Origin of the sequence: Streptomyces spinoverrucosus, from assembly GCF_015712165.1 — a bacterium.
GTDB classification, from domain to species: Bacteria; Actinomycetota; Actinomycetes; order Streptomycetales; family Streptomycetaceae; genus Streptomyces; species Streptomyces spinoverrucosus_A.
In genome coordinates, this window is the sequence record NZ_JADPZX010000001.1 from 171704 (window position 1) to 190525 (window position 18822).

Sequence of the window (18822 nt, forward strand, 5' to 3'; positions counted from 1 at the left end):
ACCTTGCAGATCCCGCGGCCGGGAGAGCCGGTCTGCCGAACGCACGGGCACACGCTGAGAAATGGGGAATCATGAGGAAGACCGCCAGGCTGCCCCGGACCGCGAGCGCACCCCGCACACGGGCTGCCGCGAAGGCTGCAAAGATCGTGGCCGGCGCGGCAGCAGTTGTGCTGGCGTTTCCCGCCACCGCCGCTCAGGCGCAGGACAGTGCTCCAGCCGCGCAGGACACCGGGCTCGTCTTCATGAACAAGGCGACGCACCACAAGTACCAGACGCTGCGCGCGGAAAACCAGGAACGCGGCATGGCCCCCACGGACGCGGCCGAGCAGGCCCTGACGACGGTTCAGGCGAGGACCGCCGATGTGGTCAACAACGCGGCAGGACCCCGGACGGTGAGCATGAACCCCTGGTTCACGCTGGCAACGCCGAAGGACCGTGAGGGGCTGCCGTGGCCGGTGCGCGACGGAATCCGCGGGGAGGGAACCAACTTCAAGAAGGGGTTCGGATATCTGAAGTACTCGGAGAAGCACAACTTCCGCAGCGTCAGCATCATTCAGGTCGCGATCGAGCGCGGCGACAAGATTCCCCCGGGCAATTTCGGCGGCCCGACCTTCTCCGGCTTCGTCGTCGGATACAGCCGCAGCGGCCAGTACGTGAATGAGAACACGGTCATCGGGACCAATGCGCAACCCTTCTCCCACTCGCTCCAGCAGAACAGCCCCGACGGTCTCCCGGTGGGCGTGATCACCGCCTGGTGCAAGGGAAAGACGCTGTGCCCCTCCGCCATGAACGAATTCGGTCTGTGACAACGGGCGACGCATGACCACGGGTGAGGAGTCTTCGGAGTCGGGGTTCGAGCGCTTCGCGCGGCTGGTTTCCCAGCTGGACAACGAGATCTTCACCGTGCTGCGGGTGAGCCGTGCGGACTCGGAGACCGTCCATACGACGCTCCGCTTCCGCCGGCCCCCCGTCGGCGTCGCCGCGCTGCTGCACTGGCCCGAGCAGCCGGTCACCATCGTGACGGCACTCTCCAACGCGGACGGCCCGGCCTACGAGGACCCCGCCATGGAGGTCCTCGAATTCGTCCTGACCGACGGAATCAACCACAACACGGTCACCGGGACCGGTGAGGGCGGTGCGCTGATCGTCGACGCCCGCGACTGGTTCTGACCGCGGTAGGTCAGAAGGTCAGCTTCCAGCTGTCGACATAGCCCGTGTCCTGCGAGGCGACGTCCTGCACCCGCAACCGCCAGGTCCCGTTCGCTGCCTCGCTGGAGGCGTCGACGGTGTAGGTGGTGATGACATTGTCCGCGGAGTCGGAGCTGCTGGAGTTCTTCAGCCGGTAGGCCGTCCCGTCCGGCGCCACCAGGTCGACGACCAGGTCACCGCGCCAGGTGTGCTTGATGTCCACCCCGACCCGGAGCGCCGCCGACGCGTTTCCCGTGCGGCCGGAGACGGCCAGGGCCGAGGTCACCGCGGCCGCGTTGTCCGGGATGGCCACGTCGGTGGCGTTCTCGTAGGACTCGCCGGGCGGCATCGGCTCCGTCGTTCCCAGCGTCCAGACAGCGTGGGCGAGGGCGTCGCTGTTGCGGTCGAGTGCGGTGTCGTTGATGTTGGTCGACGTGTCGCAGGAGGAGTGGTAGCACCGGTCGAACGCCTGGCCCGAGGTGCCGCCCCATTTGGCGGCCTGCGCCGCCGTCTTCGTACGACTGGCGCCGGTGAACAGTCCGCCGACCGGTATGCCGACGTTCTTGAAGGACGCGTGGTCGGATCGGCCGTCTCCCTCCGTCTCGATTTCGGTGGCTACGCCGATGCCCGCGTACCAGTCCTTGAAGACCTTCTCGATCGCCGGATCGTCGTCGTAGACGAAGTAACCGGGGTTCGGTGAGCCGACCATGTCGAGGTTGATGTATCCCGACACTCTGGCGCGGTCGCCGGCCGCCAGGTTGTTCACGTAGTACCTGCTGCCGACCAGCCCCAGTTCCTCGGCGCCCCACCACGCGAACCGCAGGTGCTTCGTGGGCTGAAGGTGGGCGCGGGACACGGCGAGGGCGGTCTCGAGTACGGCCGCGGAGCCGGAGCCGTTGTCGTTGATCCCGGCGCCGGAGGAGACCGAGTCGAGGTGCGCGCCGACCATGAGGACCTGGTTGGCATCGCCGCCGGGCCAGTCGGCGATCAGGTTGTACCCCGTGCTGCCGGAGGAGGTGAACTGCTGGACGGTGGTGGTGAATCCGGCCGCGTCGAGTTTGGCCTTCACATAGTCGAGCGAGGCCCGGTAGCCGGGACGGCCGTGAGCCCGGTTGCCGCCGTTGGCGCCGGCGATGGACTGGAACTGCGCGAGGTGCGCCTTGACGTTGCTGATCGGGATGTCGGGTGCCGCCAGGGTCCCGACGCCGGTGGCCGCCTGGATCCGGTCGGGGGTGGCCGAGGACGCGGGCGGGGCGGCGAGCAGGCCCGCCGTGGCCGCGAGGGCAACGGCTGCCAGGCGTCTGGAGATGGTCCTGGGCAGGCGGGATCTCTGATGGGTCATGTGGGGAGCCGCACTTTCTCGTCGATGAAGGGGAGTCGAGCGATGCCTGGATCGGTGGTGCCAGAGCTGTGCGGGTGCGGTGGGGTGCTTTGCGTGGTGTGGGTGCTGTGTGTTGCGGGTGCTGTGTGCTGCGGGTGCTCCGTGCTGCGGGTGCTGTGTGGGCCTGATGCTCAGTCAGGTATTGATGCTCCGTCAAGAGCTATTTCCGGTCACGACTGTCCGCTCAGCGGACACCGGGACGGGGGCTGTCATCGGTCTTCGCGGATGGCTCCGCGGTGCCGCCCAGCAGGCACACGCCGTCGCCGACCCCCGTCGGAACGGTTGTCGCCGCGCACGCCGCGAGTGACGATGTCCTCAGCACATCGCCCTGTGGGAGGCCGTGTTGACCGATCCCTGGGTGGCTCTGGAGTCGGGGGCCGACCCTGCCGAGCGCGTACGAGTGCTGCACGCCGCGTACGAGACCTTCACCGAGGCCGGCACGGTGCCGCGGCGGGTGCGAGGCGTGGTCGCCGACTCGTGGCGGCGCTCGGCGCGGGCCGGCGTCCGCCCGGAGGGCACCGCCGACATCGAGTTGACCGGCGGTGACCTCGGCGTCCACCGCGCCGAGCATCCCCTGGCTCCCGTGATGCCGCTGCTCCGCGAGCTGATGGGGACGTTCGCCTTCGACGGCCGGCACCTCATGGCGGTGTGCGACGCGCATGGCAGGCTGCTGTGGGTCGAGGGCCACGCAACGACACTGCGGCGGGCGGGGCGGATGAACTTCGTGCCGGGTGCGCGGTGGGCGGAGAGCGCGGTCGGGACGAACGCGCCTGGCACCGCCATCGCCGTGAACCGCCCTGTACAGGTGTTCGCCGCCGAGCACTTCGCCCGGCGCGTGCAGCGGTGGACCTGCGCGGCGGCCCCCGTACACGATCCCCGCACGGGGCGGGTGCTGGGTGCCGTGGACATCACCGGTGGCGACGGCCTCGCGCACCCGCACAGCCTGGGCTTCGTTACGGCCGTGGCACGGGCGGCGGAGTCCCAGCTGGCGCTGCTCACCCCCAGCCGCCCCGACGTGGGCGGGCCCGAACTGGCGGCGCTGGGCCGCGACCAGGCGCTGCTGACGACGGGCGGCCGCAGCATCCGGCTCAGCCGCCGGCACAGCGAGATCCTCGTCCTGCTCTCCCGCCACCCCGACGGCCTCAGCGGCGACGAGCTGCTGTGTGCGCTGTACGAGGACGAGTCGGTGACGCCGGTGACTCTGCGCGCGGAAGTCGCGCGGCTGCGTCAGGTGCTCGGCCCCCATCTGCTCGCCTCGCGTCCGTACCGGCTCACGGCACCCGTCGCTTCGGACGTCGCCGTCGTGGAACGTCAGCTGGCGGCCGGCGCGGTGACCGCGGCCCTGGCGGCGTATGCGGGCCCGCTGCTGCCCGCCTCCCAGGCACCGGCGGTGGTACGGCTCAGGCGCCGTCTCGCGGACACCGTGCGCGCGGCACTGATCGCCCGCGGGGATGCCGACCTGCTGGCCGACTGGGCGCACGCGCCGTGGGGCGAGGACGACCTGGAGGTGTGGCGGTCACTGGCCGCGGCCCGGCCGACGGCAGCGATCCGTGCTCGCCTGGCCGCACTCGAGTCGGAGCTGGCCGGCCCGGGCGGCTGGTCAGACGTCTAGGTCTTGAGACGGGCAGTCGCAACGTGGATGCAACGTCCGCCTTTCTAGCCTCCGGCGCACAACCTGCCAGGCGGCGGGGAACGCTGCCCGAAGGAGGCCAGTTCCGCATGACCCGATACGCGGCGCCCGGAAGCGAGGGCGCGATCGTCTCCTACCAGTCCCGCTACGACCACTTCATCGGCGGCGCGTACGTGCCCCCGGTGAGGGGGCAGTACTTCGAGAACCCGAGTCCGGTGAACGGGCAGCCCTTCACCGAGGTGGCCCGTGGCACGGCGGAGGACGTCGAGGCGGCGCTCGACGCGGCGCACGCGGCCGCACCGGGCTGGGGGCGCAGGTCGGCGACCGAGCGGTCCGACATTCTGCTGAAGATCGCCGACCGTATGGAGGCGCACCTGGAGCCACTGGCGGTCGCGGAGAGCTGGGAGAACGGCAAGCCGGTACGCGAGACCCTCGCGGCCGACATCCCGCTGGCCATCGACCACTTCCGCTACTTCGCCGGCGCGGTACGCGCCCAGGAGGGCTCGCTCAGCGAGGTCGACGAGGACACGGTCGCCTACCACTTCCACGAGCCGCTGGGCGTCGTCGCCCAGATCATCCCGTGGAACTTCCCCATTCTGATGGCGACATGGAAGCTCGCGCCCGCCCTCGCCGCGGGCAACGCGGTCGTCCTCAAGCCCGCCGAACAGACCCCGGTCTCCATCCACTACTGGCTCAGCATCGTCTCCGACCTGCTCCCGCCGGGTGTGCTGAACATCGTCAACGGCTTCGGTCCTGAGGCCGGAAAGCCGCTCGCCTCCAGTCCCCGGGTGGCGAAGGTCGCCTTCACCGGCGAGACGTCCACGGGTCGACTGATCCTGCAGTACGCGGCGGAGAACCTGAAACCCGTCACGCTGGAGCTGGGCGGCAAGTCGCCGAACATCTTCTTCGACGACGTGTGGGAGAAGGACGACGAGCTGCGCGACAAGGCCCTCGAAGGGTTCACGATGTTCGCGCTGAACCAGGGCGAGGTGTGCACCTGCCCCTCCCGCGGGCTGATCCAGCGCGGCAACTACCCCGACTTCCTGTCAGCGGCCATCGCCCGCACCGAGCTGATCAAACCCGGCCATCCCCTCGACACCGACACGATGATCGGCGCGCAGGCGTCCAGCGAGCAGCTGACCAAGATCCTGTCCTACATCGACATCGGCAGGCAGGAAGGCGCCAAAGTGCTCACGGGCGGCGAACGCGCCGACCTGGACGGTGACCTGAAGGGCGGCTACTACGTGCGGCCGACGATCTTCGAGGGCGACAACCGCATGCGCGTCTTCCAGGAGGAGATCTTCGGTCCGGTCGTCTCGGTGGCCTCGTTCGACGACTTCGACGACGCGATCAAGATCGCCAACGACACGTCGTACGGCCTTGGCGCGGGCGTGTGGACCCGCGACATCAACACCGCCTACCGCGCCGGCCGGGCCATCCAGGCAGGCCGCGTCTGGACGAACTGCTACCACGCCTACCCCGCACACGCGGCGTTCGGCGGGTACAAGCAGTCCGGGATCGGGCGGGAGACACACAAGATGATGCTCGACCACTACCAGCAGACGAAGAATCTGCTGGTGTCGTACTCGCCGAAGAAGCTGGGCTTCTTCTAGACGCAAAAAACGGGGCTTCTGCAGGTGGATGGCCTCGGCGGGACGCATCGCGGCGTAGTACATGCAACCGAAGAAGGCGTACAGATGCGGACCACGGGGTTCGGCACACATTCCGGATCAACTTCATCGGCAACTTCGGGAGCGGTTCAGCGGAGGCCTGCAAGTGGTTTCTGCCCGAAGTACCCCTTCTCGACGGCGGCACTCCCGTCGACCTTGCGGCACAAGGCGTCAAGCCCAACTGGAAAACGTACGTTCTCCGGGGGTTCAGCCTGTTGCGCTTGTCCATCGCGACAGGTGTGGTGTTGTCGCCAGATCGGGGGAGGTCAGCCGTTCGGGCCTTGCCGGGGCGTCGATTCACTTCGGTCGAGGGACCTGTACAGCCATCAGCAGCCAGCACTACGTTGACGGTCAGAATCGGGCTCGTCGACGCGTTGGTGGCTGGGTGGCGCGTCTCGTCGACGTGCCCGATGGAGACATCAGTGTCGTACCGCTCCCTGCTGCGCCTCGCCGGCGTCGGCTTCTTCCCTCTGGGATTCCTCGCCCGCCTGCCATACGCCGCCTCGGCTCTCTCCACGCTCATCCTGGTCCAGGCATCGACCCACAGCTACGCCTTCGCCGGCCTCGCCAGTGCGGCCCAAAGCATCGCCATCGCCATCGGCGGCCCCCTGGTCGGGGCCTTGGCCGACCGCTACGGCCACCGATCCGTCGGAGCCGCCGCCGCTATCGCCAACTTCGCTGCCTGGGCCGCACTGCTGGCCGCGAGCCGGGGAACACAGGAAAGCATGCTCGCTGCGGCCACCCTGGTGGGCCTGACCCAACCCCAAGTCGGCCCGCTCGTACGCGTGCACTGGTCGCGTCTGGTGCGCTCGCACAACGAACACCACCTGTTGTCCGCGGCTCTGTCCTATGAGGCATCCGCCGACGAGATGAGCTTCGTCGCCGGACCAGCGCTCGTCGGGCTGCTCGCGTCGGTCAGTCCGCTTGCGCCCGCCGTGGCGACCATGTCTCTGATCGCAGCAAGCACCCTCCCCTTCGCTCTCCTCTACTCCCACCGCGCCACGCAGCAGCCCGCTTCGGGCGACCGTGGGAAGCCGTACTTGCCGCGTCGTCCGCTGGCCGTCATGTTCCTGGCGATGGCCGCGATGGGGGCGGTTTTCGGAGCGATCCAGACAGCTGTCACCGTGTATGCCGACACGATCGACGAACCCGGCGCCTCGGGGCTCGTGTACGCCGAGTTCGGCATCGGCAGTGCCCTGGTGGGTGCCGCCTGTGCCTGGCTCCCGCCGCGGTTCTCCCTGCGCGCCCGCTACGTCTCGTTCGCCGCAACGCTCTGCGCCGGCATGCTGATCCTCTTCGCCGGAGCCCAGCTAGTGTCCCTTCCCGTCGCCGTCGCGCTGGCGAGCTTCACCGTCGCGCCGTACATGATCAGCCTGTACGCATTGACCGAACGACTTGCCCCCACGGAACGTGCAGCGGTCGCCATGACGATCCTGTGCGCCGGTGGTCCCCTGGGAACGGCTGGCGGACAGGCCGTGTCCGGCAACCTCGCAGAAGGTCACGGCGTCGAGGGCGCCCTGCTGGTGGCTCTCGTCGTGGCAGCAGGCGCACTCCTGCTCGCGCTCTGGGCATGCCTCGCCGACCGGGGTCGCAACATCTGGATCGTCGACTGTGCACCGGCCAAGAACCGTGCGCCCCGAGAGCCTGTCAAACAGTCGCAGACCGCCCTCTCAGAGCGTTGACCGGGGCGTCAGGCGGTCACCACGGGCACACCGTCCGGGCAGCCGGCGAGCCAGGCCGCGATGTGGTCCGCGCGCCGGGTGGCCGCCGTGGCCATGGCGCCCTTGGTCATCCCGGCGACATGAGGGGTCAGCAGGGCGTTCGACAGACCGAAGAGCGGCGAGGCGACGGCGGCGTGCTCGTGCCCGAACGTGTCGACAGCTGCCGCCGCGAGCGGGTGTACCGCGTCACGCAGCGCATCGGCCGGCGCCTGTTCGTCGACGAATCCGCCCCGGGCGGTGTTCAGCAGGATCGACCCCGGCCGCGTCACCGCCGGCTCCGCGCGCCCGATCATTCCCCGGGTCTGCGGCGTGAACGGAAGGTGCAGGGAGACCACGTCACTGGTGGCGAGCAGAGCCTTGAGGGACTTGGCCCGGGGCACCGAAGTCTCGGTCGGGCGCCGCGCGAGGCCTTGGACCGCCATGCCCGGGGCGGTAGCCCGTTCGGCCAGCGCCAGGCCGATCCGGCCCAACCCGACGATTCCCAACGTCAGTTCTGACAACTCCACGGCGGGGGCAGCCGGTGCGCTCCAGCAGTCGAAATCGGTGAAGTCCGCCAGGAGGTCGCGGCCCGCCTCGGTGTCTTCGGGGTCGTCCGGGATGTCCTCAGGTCTGAGCCTGAACTGCTCAGGCAAAACCATTGGGGCGCTCCGCCGCCACGGTCGCGTCGTTCTGGTGGACTGTCCGGTTTGATCACTTGGTATCCACGGCGGCCCAGGATGCGACGAGTGGCGGGCGGAACCGCCTGTGGAAATGAGCGGCATGGTCCCCGTGGTACGCGGTACGGTGCGCCGATGTCAGCGATCAAGAAGTTCCAAGTCACCTTTGACTGCGCAGACCCTGAGCGCCTCGCTCGCTTCTGGTGCGAGGTGTTGGGGTACGTCATACCGCCGCCACCGGCGGGGTTCGCCACCTGGGACGATTTCAACAGCACCCTGCCTCCCGAGAAGCAGGGATCATGGTTCGCCTGCAGTGATCCCTCAGGCGTGGGCCCGCGTCTGTACTTCCAGCGCGTCCCCGAAGGCAAGATCGTCAAGAATCGGGTGCATCTCGACGTCCGGGTCGGCACCGGGCTCGTGGGGGACGAGCGCCTCGCCACGCTCGAAGCCGAGTGCGCACGACTGGTCGCGCTCGGCGCCACCCACGTGCAAACGCTGTATGCCGATGAGGAAAACGAGTCCTGCATCCCAATGCTGGACATCGAGGGCAACGAATTCTGTATCGACTGAGCGCTCTCCGAGCCGGGGAGGCGGGGAGCCGTCTCCCCTGGGCCTCTCTGGTCTCCGCGCGAAGACGTGCTCGACGCGGGCCCGGACCTTGCGGTGGGAGGCGTTGTGCTCCTCTTTCCAAGTCGGCAGTTCGGTCTGGCCGCGTTCACGGCGGTGCGGGATGAGCAGGCCGGTACCCCGATAGCCGCCGTCCGCGATGACCGTGGCCCGGCCGACGGCGGCCTTCGCACCGGAAAGGTCCCACGCCTTGCAATCGTTGCGGTTGCCCGTGACCGGTCGGCCGACGGCGACAATGAGTTGGGAGTCGGCGTCGATGACGACCTGGTGGTTGGTCGAATACCGGTAGTTCTTCGACTGCGCCGATGATGCGGTTAGCGGCCGACTTCGACACCCCGAACAGCGGGGCGAGCTGCCTCAGCGTCAAGTTCGTACGCCAGTAAGCCGCTACCAGCAGGATCCGGTCCGCCGGAGTCAAGCTCCACGGTCGCCCCTTGCGTACCTGGTCCGCACCTTCGCTCCGCATGTAGTCGTCCCCGGCGAAGGCCGCGGTCACCGGAACCCTGCCGTCCTCGTTCAGCGGCTGGTCCACTTCGTTCACCGTGCACGTGGCGACGCCCGAAACGATCCGTAGTGGCGCGACATTTCTGCGCGGACGCCCCTACGCCCAGCTCAAGTTCGACGGCTCGTCCGACCACAGCCTGGTCGGCGGCGTCCTGCAACTGGCCTTGAGCACAGCGGGGTCGGCGTTGGCAATGTCTCAGCCGTCGATCAGAGCCTTGACGCTCAGGCCGCACCAGCCAGGTGCGCTCTACGGCGCGACCACACAGGACGCCGAGCCGTTGCTTGCGGTCGTGGCGGTACAGCTCGCACCGGCGACGGCGAAGGTCACTTCCGCGCCTTCGTACGCTGCCCCATCGCGGGGCCGCCACCGCTGGCGTCGGGCCGGCCGCTACCACCGCGACAGCCACGGCCGCGACTCCCACCGTTAACGCCCGGAGACGTCTGCCTAATGTGCTCAGGCGGACGATTACCTCGTTTCCCGCGCCGTTTCCCCCGGGGAGGCACACCCCTACGGTCACTCTGTCGTGACCGTGACAGGGCGTTCCATGAAGTTTCGCACTGCGGAGAGGCACTTCCACGAAAGCGCCACGGGATTAAAGATCAAGCTCAGGCATCGGCCGTGCGCTGCCCGGCGTCGTCCTGGTGGGGCGTACGAGCCCGGAGAACTGCGCTGAGGAGGCCCCGGCCCGGCCTCACGCGCACCGGCGGCCTGACCGCCGCGGGAAACAAGGGGCTTCCGTTTTGGACAGCGGAGGGGTACGTTCCGCTTACCCCGCGACGGTGCCTTTCGAGGCGCTGGCCCGCCGGTTCCGGAACGGCGGGCCGCGCGGGGGCCAACTGCCTCGTCGCGGTCTTGTCACAGCACCCACGCAGGGCGGTTACCCCGCCCGACGAGATCTCGGCACCCTATCCTCAACACCTGGTCGACGGCCGATGCCTGCATGGTCGGGCACTCGTCGTCACCGCCGGGAAGGTCCAGCAGCCGAAGAGGAGGCCCGCACACCCGCACGTTGACACCTGACGGCCAGTCGGATCGAGCGGAGCACGACCTGTCAGCGACACCGGCGGGGGTCGAGCCGGACGACCGGCCTGCCGGTCAGGCGCGTGAGTTTCGTGCAGCGGGAGCGCGACCGCCGACGACGGCGTCAGCGACGGATGGGCGCACCGGAAGTAGAGCCGGAGCGTGTCGTCCACCGCGGGCGCCCGGGCCAGGGCTCCTCGTCGACGAGGTCCTCAGGCCGGCGGCGGGCGGCGTCCGCCCGGGTCGCGTAGAGGAACTGTCGCCCGCCCAGCCACGGTGACCAGCCGGCCCTTCGTGTCCCGCATGGGGTATCCCCTGCTCGAAGAGCTTGGGCAGGGGTCGGCCAGTCCTGAGATCTGCCCACCGATCCCTCCGTCGTCGCCGAGGCCCGCGACCACGTGGCCCGTCAGCTGGCCGCCTGGGGCGTCGGGGATGCGGTGGCGGAAGCCAGCACCTGGCTTGACAGCCGTGCCCCCAGCGGCGGATCGCGGAAGGGGCCCAGCCGCGCCGGGCCCCTTCTTCTGGTGGCGGGGACAGGGTGTGAACCTTCGGCCTCAGGGACGGAGTGCCCGCATCACGCCGGGTCGAGCGCCCCCGGCTGCAGCGGTCCTGCCGCCTGGATGCGCGGATCGATGGGGCGGGCGACGAAGACCGGGGCGTCCGACTGGTAGAAGATGTCGATGTCGGCCTCCTCGCCGCCGACGATCAGCGTGTCCCAGGCACCGCTCTCTTGCAGGGTCCGCAGGGTCGACGGAGCGAGCATGGACAGGTGGCTGCGCAGTTCCTCGTCACTGGGCATTCCGGGCAGGCGGGGGGCAAGGCGCTCGCGGATCGAGCCCATACGGTCCAGCAAGACGTCGAGATCGGACCGCTCGGCGGCGGGTTCGGCGACGCCCCGGTCCCCTTCCACGCTGTCGGCGATGATGTCCTTGATGGCGCGGGTCACGCCTCGTTCGTCGGTGGTGACCATCGCGTTCCAGGCCCGGCTCTTGTGCCGGTACTGGAGCATGGACATCGCCGCCTCGTGCCGGATGAAGTCGGCGTCGCGCAGCGGACGGCCCTGCCAGACCCGGCTGAGGGAGCGGGAGAGGGAAACGGCTGAGGCGAGGCCACTGTTGAGCCCGCGTCCGGGCCAGAAGTGGATGGCGTTGGCCGCGTCGCCCAGCAGGAAGCCGTAGGTTCCGGGGCTCGTGGCCGTGGGGCGGGTGAGCTGGGCCGTGAACCGGGGGCGCTGCACCATGTCCAGCCGGAACGAGGTGATGGCGCTGAGATCGTCCTCGGGGACGCCGAACAGCCTCAGACCCTCCTGGATCTGCTTCCACAGCGGCGAGCTGCGCAGCAGCGCGGGCAGGAACAGAGTGCCATGGGTCGGGCAGACGAACTCGTTGTCCTCGTGGCGGCTCATCAGGCAGGGCCGGGCCGCGATGCACTCCTCGAAGACCTGCCGGACCGGGTCGATGCCGATCACGTTGCGGGCCTCCTTGCGGGTCAGCCTCATGTTGAGGAACCCCTCGCCACGCAGTGAGTTGAGCAGGAACCGGTTCTGCGCCACGGTCAGCAGGACGCTCATGGGGTCCGGGAGCTGGGACTTGACCCGCAGTCCCAGCACCACGTCCTGAAGGTGCTCCCCGTTGAGGGAGTAGATCGAGGAATCGGCCGTGCCGAAGCGGTCCCCGAAGTGCTCCCGGGTGCGCGAACGGCCGCCCTCGCAGACCACCAGGACGTGTTCCTGGGAGAGCAGGTGCTGCTGCTCCGACGCATCGAATCGCTTCGGCACCAGGTGGATCGCCGACTTGGTGTTGGCCAGCTCCAGCAGCTTGTCCTCGATGTAGGCGATCCGGATGTTGCGGGGCGGACGGCCGTCCACGGAGTCCGGTCCCAGGGGCCACATCTCGGAGTATCCGCCCACGTCGAACAGCGTCGACTGCATCTCCTCGGTGAGCGCGAGATACTGCCGGCTCTGGACGGTGACGACCTGCTGGCGGCGGACGTTGCCCTGGTCCTCGCCCTTCCAGACCACAGTGGAGCCGTTTCTGGTCCACCGGCCGTCGTAGACGGTGATGGCCACCCTCCCCGGCAGGGCGTTCTCCAGCAGCAGGGCGAAGGCGAGGCCGACCGGGCCACCTCCGGTCACCGTGACCCGCAGCACGCCCGGATTCGCCGAGGCATCGGCACGGGGCAGGTCGAACTGGGAGAGGTCCATGACCGTCTCAACGGCCTCCTGCGTTTCGAACAGGAAGGTCTCGTCGCCGATGCGTATGGAGTCGCCGGGCACGAGCACATGACGGGTGACGCGCCGGTCGTTCACGAAGGTTCCGTTCTTGCTGCGGTCGTAGAGGACGAACGCGCCGTCCTCCGCCACGATCTCGGTGTGCAGGCGGGAGGCACTGACGCTGACGATGATCACGTCGTTGTCGCTCTTGCGCCCGAATCGCAGCGGAGAGTTGCCCAGAACCACGCTCTGACCGGCGAAGGGACCCGTGCGTCCCACGATGACCGACGACACAGAAACTCCTTGCGAAAGTCTCGGGTGCGGGCAGAGGCACCGCACCCTGCGGTTGATCCGCTGTGAGGGAGAGAGTCGTACGTCACTCCCACTGAACTCCGGCCCATCGAGTGTGACTTGACAGACGATGTACGAGTCGGCCCGGCAGCGGTCCAACTCGTACTCGTTGAAGTATGGCGTATGCGCGGGGCTGACTCGGATGCATGGCGTTGCCTTGATGGCCGGTTGACTAGCCGCCCGCCGTCGAGGCGCATGTCACCAGGAACGGCACCGAATTGGACACCGCCTCGAACGGTGAGCGGATCTCCACGGCCATCTGGCTGTGGAGCGTTCCGGTCTGCGCATACGTCGACAGCCGCACCGTCTCCTGATGGGTGCGAGGGCCGCCTTCCGGGAACGCCAGCGTCCTCCACTGCCGGTCGATCACGGACCCGTTCGTCGAGACCCACCGGTACGAGAACTGGACGGGCAACTCGGACACCGTGAAGGTCGCGGTAAATCGGGGAGCCTTGGATTCCGCCGGGGGGCAGTCTCCGACGTACGTGGTCGCGCCTCCCGTCACGGTGACCGAGACGGGCTGTGCGGCGGTGTCATCCGACCCGCTGCTCGCAGCACCGGAGGCGGAGGCCTGTGCCTGCCCCGTGGGTGAGCCGGTGCCCTTGTTGCCCTCACCGTCGCCGCCGCCGAGCGCATAGCCCAGGCCGCCGACGAGCAGCGCGAGCACGACCGTTCCCGCCGCGGTCAGGTACCCGATGCGCCGCCTCCGCCGGGTAGGGCCGTGACCCGCTTCGGCGCCCTCGGGCTCGAGCGCCGCCGACGAGGGGGGTACCGCAGAAACGGCCGTGGGTACGGGCTCTGATGCCGGGCCTGCCGATCCGGTGGGCGACTCTGCGATACCCGAAGCCGAGGCGGCCTCCGGCAAGGAAGGTGGCGGGGCGGGCGCAGCGGGAACGCCAGGGATGGCGGGGCTGTCCACGGTGGGCAGACCGACCGCGTCGCCGGACGAGCGGGGCGCCGGGGCAGCAGTCTCGGCGGTGACCGCCGGTACGGTACCGGGAAGCGTGGGCTGTGCCGGGGCGGCGGGGGCGCCGGGTTGTGCCGCGGCCGTAGACAGGTCAGCCGGGGCGGTGGGTGTGTCGGCCCCCGTGGGTAGGCCGGCCGGGGCGATAGGTGTATCGGCCCCCGTGCGTAGGTCAGCCGGGGCGATAGGTGTATCGGCCCCCGTGCGTAGGTCAGCCGGGGCGGTGGGTGTGTCGACCGTGGGTACGTCGACCGTGGCCGTCGTCCCCGTTTCTGGTGCGGAGGGGGCGGAGGCGGTCTTCGCCGACGCCCCGGAAGCCGCAGGTCCCTTTGCTGTGGGGGCATCGGCGGTCCCCGCCAGGTCCCTGGTGTCCGTGGCGTTTTCAGGGACAGGCGGTGACGCCGAGACGGTCGACGCCCCGGCCGTGGCCGTGGGTGCGCTCCCCCCGAGCGGGGACTCGGCGGTGGGCAGCTCTTCGGTGACCGCTGCGGGGAGCGGGGCCGACAGCGTGGCCGTATCGGCGCGGGAGGTGCCATCAGCACCAGCCAGGCTCAGCTCCTGCTCGGCCTGTTCGGCCGGCATTCGATCGTCGGGGTCCTTGCGCAACAGGCCTTCGATGACGGACACGAGCGGTCCGGCCCGGTGCGGCGGGGGCAACTCGTCGTCGACGACGGCGCGCAGAGTGGCCAGCGGGGTGGTCCGGCGGAAGGGCGAACGGCCCTGGACGGCCGTGTAGAGCAGCGCTCCGAGAGACCACAGGTCCGACGCCGGGCCGGGAGTCCGGCCCAGTGCCCGTTCCGGCGCCAGATACTCGGGAGAGCCGATGACCTCGCCGGTCATCGTCAGCGCGGAGTCCCCCTCGATGGTGGCGATGCCGAAGTCGGTGAGTACCACCCTGCCGTCGTCTGCGAGCAGGACGTTGGCGGGTTTCACGTCGCGGTGCAGAACTCCGGCGCCATGCGCCGCGCGCAGCGCGGCCAGCACCTCGGCACCTATGCGCGCGGTCTCCCGCGGCGTCAGGGCACCCTGGGAACCGATCACGTCGGCCAGCGACCGGCCGCGGACGAACTCCATCACGATCCAGGGTCGGCCGTCGTCGGTGGCGACGTCGTGGACGGTCACCACACCACGCGCACTGATGCGCGCCGCCGCCCAAGCTTCCCGCTCCAAGCGGGTGTACATCCGCTCGACCCGTTCCACGGGCAGTCCGACGGGAGCGCGTACCTCCTTGATGGCGACCTCGCGGTGCAGTACCTCGTCGCGGGCGCGCCACACGATGCCCATACCGCCCTCGCCGAGAACGGATAGCAGGCGGTAACGACCGGCGACCAGTCGTTCGGCTCCCGCGTTCGGCGACGCCGCGTCCTGTTGTGGCATGAGGGCCCTACTCCCTGTCCTTTGCGAGCGGCCGAGGAGTGGCGACGCCCCCGTCCGATCCGTGGCCTGCCGGGGCGGGGTCCCTTCGGTTCGGCCACGGCCGGACGTCCCTCCGGACCTCCCGTCCCCCTGTACGGCACGGAAGGACCGGCGACGCGTCACGCGGCCGGCGGCGAAGGACACAGCCCTTGAGAGTATGATCACACACCTGATGTTCGTGAAGTGCGAACCGGGGGAAGGGCTAGCACCGGCGAGACGGTGAGCGACCTCGGCCCACTCCGCACCGGTCAAAGTGGCTTGGAGTTCCCGCAGGGCCGGGTCCAGGGTGCTCGGCGAAGACTGACCAGATGCGGGAGCACTGCTTCTGCCACCGCGGGCGGCTCGTCGGCAAGGACTACCTCAACAACAAGATCCTTCCCGCACTCTGCCGCAAGTCCGAAGTGCCCCATTCCGATTCGCACGACGCCCTGACCAGCCACCGGGCCCGTGCCACCATCGCCACCCAACTCCTCAACGCCCGGGAGCCGTTAACCCTGGTCAATCTCCAGCAGTGGCTCGGCACCATCCAGGTCCTCATCGACCGCGAGTCCATCCGCACCGGCGCTGCCACCGGCGGCGAACAGCCCTGGAAGTACTACGACCTGGGCGATGGCTACTGCGGCTACGACTTCTTCGCCAAGTGCCCCCACCGACTGGCCTGCGCACACTGCCCGTTCTACGTCCCAAACAGTCCACCCGCGGCCAACTCCTGGCCGTCAAGGACGGCATCGACCAAATGCTCGAACAGCTCGACCTCATCGACGACGAACGGGAGGCTCTCGAAGACGACCCCGAGGCGGTCGGCGCCAGACCATCATGCCGAAGGCGGGAAATGGCCCATGAGGGACGCGTAACGGTTGTTGCTGTTGCGCCAGAGTTCGAACGTCATGGGATTCCCGTCTGTGGTGATAGTGACGGGTTCGGAGGACCGCATCGGACTGACGGCCCGGCACCGGTCGGCGCGAGGCGTAGGCGTAGGCGTAGGCGTACGGCCATAGCGTGGAGGCATGCGCCATGAAGTGACCGAAGCCGACACCGCCGTCAGGGTAGGCAGCGGTGACGTGCCCGTCCTGGCCACCCCGCGACTGATCGAGTGGCTGGAGGCGGCGACCACGCGAGCGGCCCGACCGCTCGTCGCGACCGGCCTGACGACGGTGGGAACCGCGGTCCGGGTCCGGCATCTGCGCGCCACGGGGGTGGGCGGTGTGGTGGAGGTGTCCGCCCAGGGCCCTGCTGGCCCAGCCGCCCGACGTCTCACGTTCAAGGTTCAGGCGGTCGACGGCGCGGGCGAACTCGTGGCGACGGGCGAGATCGACCGTGCCATCGTGGACCGGGACCGGTTCGTCGCGGCGGTGTCCGGCAAGACGACGGATCGCTGAGCGGCATGGGCCGCCCACCCCGACCGCGGCTGCGCGTCGCGCATACGGGTCGGTGCCCAGCAGATAGGCGCGAACGACCTCGGACGGTTCCGGGGCCGGTGGGCAGCCCCACGCACCCTGCCGCTGGAGGTCACCGGTGGCCGCGCACCCAGGTCTATGGGGCAAGCTGCGGCGCCTGGGAGGTTGTCCGCCGCGAGGACGACCGGGACGGGCCCATTTCGCTACCACCATCCGACAGGCCTGCGGCACGTCAGGCCTCGCAGGACCGCACGGGAGGAACGTTCGCCGCCGGTAGTAGTTCGGGCCTGGATCAGTGCCTGGCTCGGTGTGCGTGTGCTTCGGCGAGGAGGAGGTAGCTGCTGGCGGTCCAGGTGTAGGCGCGGTCGCGCAGTCCCGTGCCGGTGAGGGCGTCGAAGTTCTCGGCGAAGCCGTGGGTCTCGCACAGGGCGCGGAAGCGGGCGCTGATGTCGTCCGCCAGACAGCGGTGGCCGGCGCGCCGCAGGCCGTCTTCGACGAGGACGGTGGCCGGGGCCCAGATGGGGCCGCGCCAGTAGCCGTCGGCGAGGTAGTGGGGTGAGGTGGTCAGTTCGGTGGCGAGGCCGTACGGGGTGAGATGAGACTTGATGTGGCCGGCCAGTGCGCTGCTGACGCCGTCGGGCAGATACTCGCCCAGCACGATGGGCATCAGGTCGAGGAGGCCGGCGCTGCTCCACGTGTTCCCGGTGGCTGAGCCCCGGGCGACGAAGCGCTCGCCGGTCCAGAGCTCGTCCAGCAGCGCCGTCCGGATCTCCTCGGCCGTTCGCTGCCACCGGCGTGCCTCGTCCGGCCTGCTCAACTCCGATGCGAGGTCGGCGAGTTCATGCAACTGGAGGACGAGGAACGCGGCCAGGTCGGCGGTGACGACAACCCGCTCGGGGTCGAAGGTGGTGGCGTTGTCCCAGCCGCTGTCGTTGCCGTGCTGGTAGTGGGGCAGGGCAGCGCCGGGTGCGCGCCGGGCGGTGAGCCAGAAGTGCGTCCAGCGGACCAGCCGGTCATAGGCCTCGGCCAGTTCGGCCTGGTCGGGAGGCGTCGGCAGGCGGCGGCGCAGATGGCCGTATGCCCAGCCGTGGATGGGGGGTTTGACGAAGTTGTAGAGGACCTCGGAGTGGGTGACGGAGTCCGGCAGGGCGCCGGTGTCATCCTGGTGGTCGAAGGGAAGGGTGAACTGGTCCAGGGCCAGTTCGGGGCAACCAGGTGCCAGAGCAAGGGCGTTGAAGCAGTGGTCCCAGCTCCAGACCTTGTCCATCCAGTGCTTGGACATCAGCACGGCGGGCCGGGTGACGAGGCCCGTCGGGCTTACGGTCGCCGACCAGATGACGTAGGCGGCAAGTTCGGCGGCCGGGGTGGCGGGCGAACGCCACGGGGCCACCGTTTCAAGGAAATCCGCGAAGGACTGCTCAGCGGCCTGCACGATTTCACCGAAGGTCGCCGAGGACGTGTACGGAGGGCGGGAGGTGTCGAGTTCCTCGATCACGATCTCCCAGGCTCCGCCCGCCTCCGGTGTCACGACAAGGCCGCGGTCGCGGGTGCCCAGTCCCTGGACACCGGCTGTGTCGGCGAGGAAGCCGGACAGCACGGTGACGCGGTATCGGCGTCCGGTCTCGTACGACGTGAACACGTACGCGTCGGTTGCCGGGTCCTGGAAGAAGTACGTTCCGCTGAACGGGGTGAGCGTCTCGGCGGCCGCGGAGACGCTGATACCGAGGCCGGTGCCCCGCAGGCGCACGGTGTCGGGTGACTCGTAGGCGAGGTCGATGCGCCCGGCCGAACCGATCCAGCTGAGGAGGGCCGCTGTCGCCTCGAAGCGGGTGTCGACGCGGTGGCCCGTGGTTCGGTCCAGGGGGACCAGGCGTAGGACGGCGTGCATGCCGTTCTGGTGCGAGACCAGGTGGAGGTCTTCGGCGTACGTCTTCTCCCCCACCACCGGCGAGACGTCGAACCAGGAGCCGTATGTGCTGAACGGGATGTCGTGGACGGAGAAAGCCGGGCCGGATCGGGCGGCGGTCATGGAGCGTGACTCGTTTCTCGAGCAGGGGGCACCGGCCGGCTGGCGCGCAGCCGGG

The 18822-nt window shown here is 69.3% G+C and carries 13 protein-coding genes and 2 pseudogenes; 8 read left to right on the plus strand and 7 right to left on the minus strand.

Translation table 11 applies throughout. From position 1 onward, the window contains the following. Positions 1–71: 71 nt before the first annotated feature. Positions 72–806: a hypothetical protein gene (locus I2W78_RS00815; RefSeq protein WP_196456018.1), complete on the plus strand. Its 735-nt coding sequence runs from the start codon at positions 72–74 to the stop codon at positions 804–806. Between the two features lie 13 nt (positions 807–819). Further along, the gene (locus I2W78_RS00820) at positions 820–1170 is read left to right on the plus strand and encodes a hypothetical protein (RefSeq protein WP_196456019.1); all 351 of its coding nucleotides are present in this window, start codon (positions 820–822) and stop codon (positions 1168–1170) included. Positions 1171–1180: 10 nt separating this feature from the next. On the opposite strand, the gene I2W78_RS00825 is transcribed toward I2W78_RS00820, so the two are convergent. Continuing rightward, complete coding sequence (locus I2W78_RS00825) at positions 1181–2530, minus strand: M28 family metallopeptidase (RefSeq protein WP_196456020.1); 1350 nt, start codon at positions 2528–2530, stop codon at positions 1181–1183. Between the two features lie 382 nt (positions 2531–2912). Between I2W78_RS00825 and I2W78_RS00830 the strand changes: the two genes are divergently transcribed. The 3 genes from I2W78_RS00830 (at position 2913) to I2W78_RS00840 (ending at position 7551) form a co-directional block, all read left to right on the plus strand. After that, on the plus strand, positions 2913–4181 hold the full coding sequence (locus tag I2W78_RS00830; protein WP_196456021.1) for a GAF domain-containing protein: 1269 nt from the start codon (positions 2913–2915) through the stop codon (positions 4179–4181). A 107-nt stretch (positions 4182–4288) separates the two neighbouring features. Then, positions 4289–5812 carry an acetaldehyde dehydrogenase ExaC gene (gene exaC, locus I2W78_RS00835; protein ID WP_196456022.1) on the plus strand — a complete coding sequence of 508 codons (1524 nt, stop codon included), beginning with the start codon at positions 4289–4291 and terminating at the stop codon, positions 5810–5812. Between the two features lie 479 nt (positions 5813–6291). Continuing rightward, positions 6292–7551, plus strand: coding sequence for an MFS transporter (locus I2W78_RS00840; protein ID WP_196456023.1), 1260 nt, complete (start codon positions 6292–6294; stop codon positions 7549–7551). 8 nt (positions 7552–7559) lie between these two features. Here the strand turns inward: I2W78_RS00840 and I2W78_RS00845 are convergent, their stop codons facing one another. Continuing rightward, a complete protein-coding gene (locus I2W78_RS00845) occupies positions 7560–8228 on the minus strand; it encodes an NAD(P)-dependent oxidoreductase (protein ID WP_230885286.1) in 669 nt (222 codons plus the stop codon). A gap of 153 nt (positions 8229–8381) precedes the next feature. Between I2W78_RS00845 and I2W78_RS00850 the strand changes: the two genes are divergently transcribed. Next, complete coding sequence (locus I2W78_RS00850) at positions 8382–8816, plus strand: VOC family protein (RefSeq protein ID WP_196456025.1); 435 nt, start codon at positions 8382–8384, stop codon at positions 8814–8816. A 6-nt stretch (positions 8817–8822) separates the two neighbouring features. On the opposite strand, the pseudogene I2W78_RS00855 reads toward I2W78_RS00850, so the two are convergent. The 4 genes and pseudogenes from I2W78_RS00855 to I2W78_RS41825 all read right to left on the minus strand — a co-directional run. Beyond that, positions 8823–9339 (minus strand): annotated as a pseudogene (locus I2W78_RS00855) (transposase); the annotation flags it as partial. A 1153-nt stretch (positions 9340–10492) separates the two neighbouring features. Continuing rightward, positions 10493–10660 (minus strand): annotated as a pseudogene (locus tag I2W78_RS40040) (RNA polymerase subunit sigma-24); the annotation flags it as partial. Positions 10661–10972: 312 nt separating this feature from the next. Next, positions 10973–12904, minus strand: coding sequence for an FHA domain-containing protein (locus I2W78_RS00860; RefSeq protein WP_196456027.1), 1932 nt, complete (start codon positions 12902–12904; stop codon positions 10973–10975). 229 nt (positions 12905–13133) lie between these two features. Beyond that, positions 13134–15302: a protein kinase domain-containing protein gene (locus I2W78_RS41825; RefSeq protein ID WP_445330146.1), complete on the minus strand. Its 2169-nt coding sequence runs from the start codon at positions 15300–15302 to the stop codon at positions 13134–13136. Positions 15303–15649: 347 nt separating this feature from the next. On the opposite strand from I2W78_RS41825, the gene I2W78_RS00870 reads away from it, so the two are divergent. Continuing rightward, entirely contained in the window at positions 15650–16195 is a 546-nt protein-coding gene (locus I2W78_RS00870; protein WP_196456029.1) for a hypothetical protein, read from the plus strand. A gap of 153 nt (positions 16196–16348) precedes the next feature. Further along, entirely contained in the window at positions 16349–16720 is a 372-nt protein-coding gene (locus tag I2W78_RS00875) for a thioesterase family protein (RefSeq protein WP_196456031.1), read from the plus strand. A 310-nt stretch (positions 16721–17030) separates the two neighbouring features. Here the strand turns inward: I2W78_RS00875 and I2W78_RS00880 are convergent, their stop codons facing one another. Continuing rightward, positions 17031–18767 carry an amylo-alpha-1,6-glucosidase gene (locus tag I2W78_RS00880; RefSeq protein ID WP_196456033.1) on the minus strand — a complete coding sequence of 579 codons (1737 nt, stop codon included), beginning with the start codon at positions 18765–18767 and terminating at the stop codon, positions 17031–17033. Positions 18768–18822 lie beyond the last annotated feature (55 nt).

Coding starts and splice junctions, on each gene's coding strand:
- I2W78_RS00815 (WP_196456018.1), top strand. CDS start 72: ATGAGGAAGACCGCCAGGCTGCCCCGGACCGCGAGCGCACCCCGCACA.
- I2W78_RS00820 (WP_196456019.1), top strand. CDS start 820: ATGACCACGGGTGAGGAGTCTTCGGAGTCGGGGTTCGAGCGCTTCGCG.
- I2W78_RS00825 (WP_196456020.1), bottom strand. CDS start 2,530: ATGACCCATCAGAGATCCCGCCTGCCCAGGACCATCTCCAGACGCCTG.
- exaC (WP_196456022.1), top strand. CDS start 4,289: ATGACCCGATACGCGGCGCCCGGAAGCGAGGGCGCGATCGTCTCCTAC.
- I2W78_RS00845 (WP_230885286.1), bottom strand. CDS start 8,228: ATGGTTTTGCCTGAGCAGTTCAGGCTCAGACCTGAGGACATCCCGGAC.
- I2W78_RS00850 (WP_196456025.1), top strand. CDS start 8,382: ATGTCAGCGATCAAGAAGTTCCAAGTCACCTTTGACTGCGCAGACCCT.
- I2W78_RS41825 (WP_445330146.1), bottom strand. CDS start 15,302: ATGCCACAACAGGACGCGGCGTCGCCGAACGCGGGAGCCGAACGACTG.
- I2W78_RS00870 (WP_196456029.1), top strand. CDS start 15,650: ATGCGGGAGCACTGCTTCTGCCACCGCGGGCGGCTCGTCGGCAAGGAC.
- I2W78_RS00875 (WP_196456031.1), top strand. CDS start 16,349: ATGCGCCATGAAGTGACCGAAGCCGACACCGCCGTCAGGGTAGGCAGC.
- I2W78_RS00880 (WP_196456033.1), bottom strand. CDS start 18,767: ATGACCGCCGCCCGATCCGGCCCGGCTTTCTCCGTCCACGACATCCCG.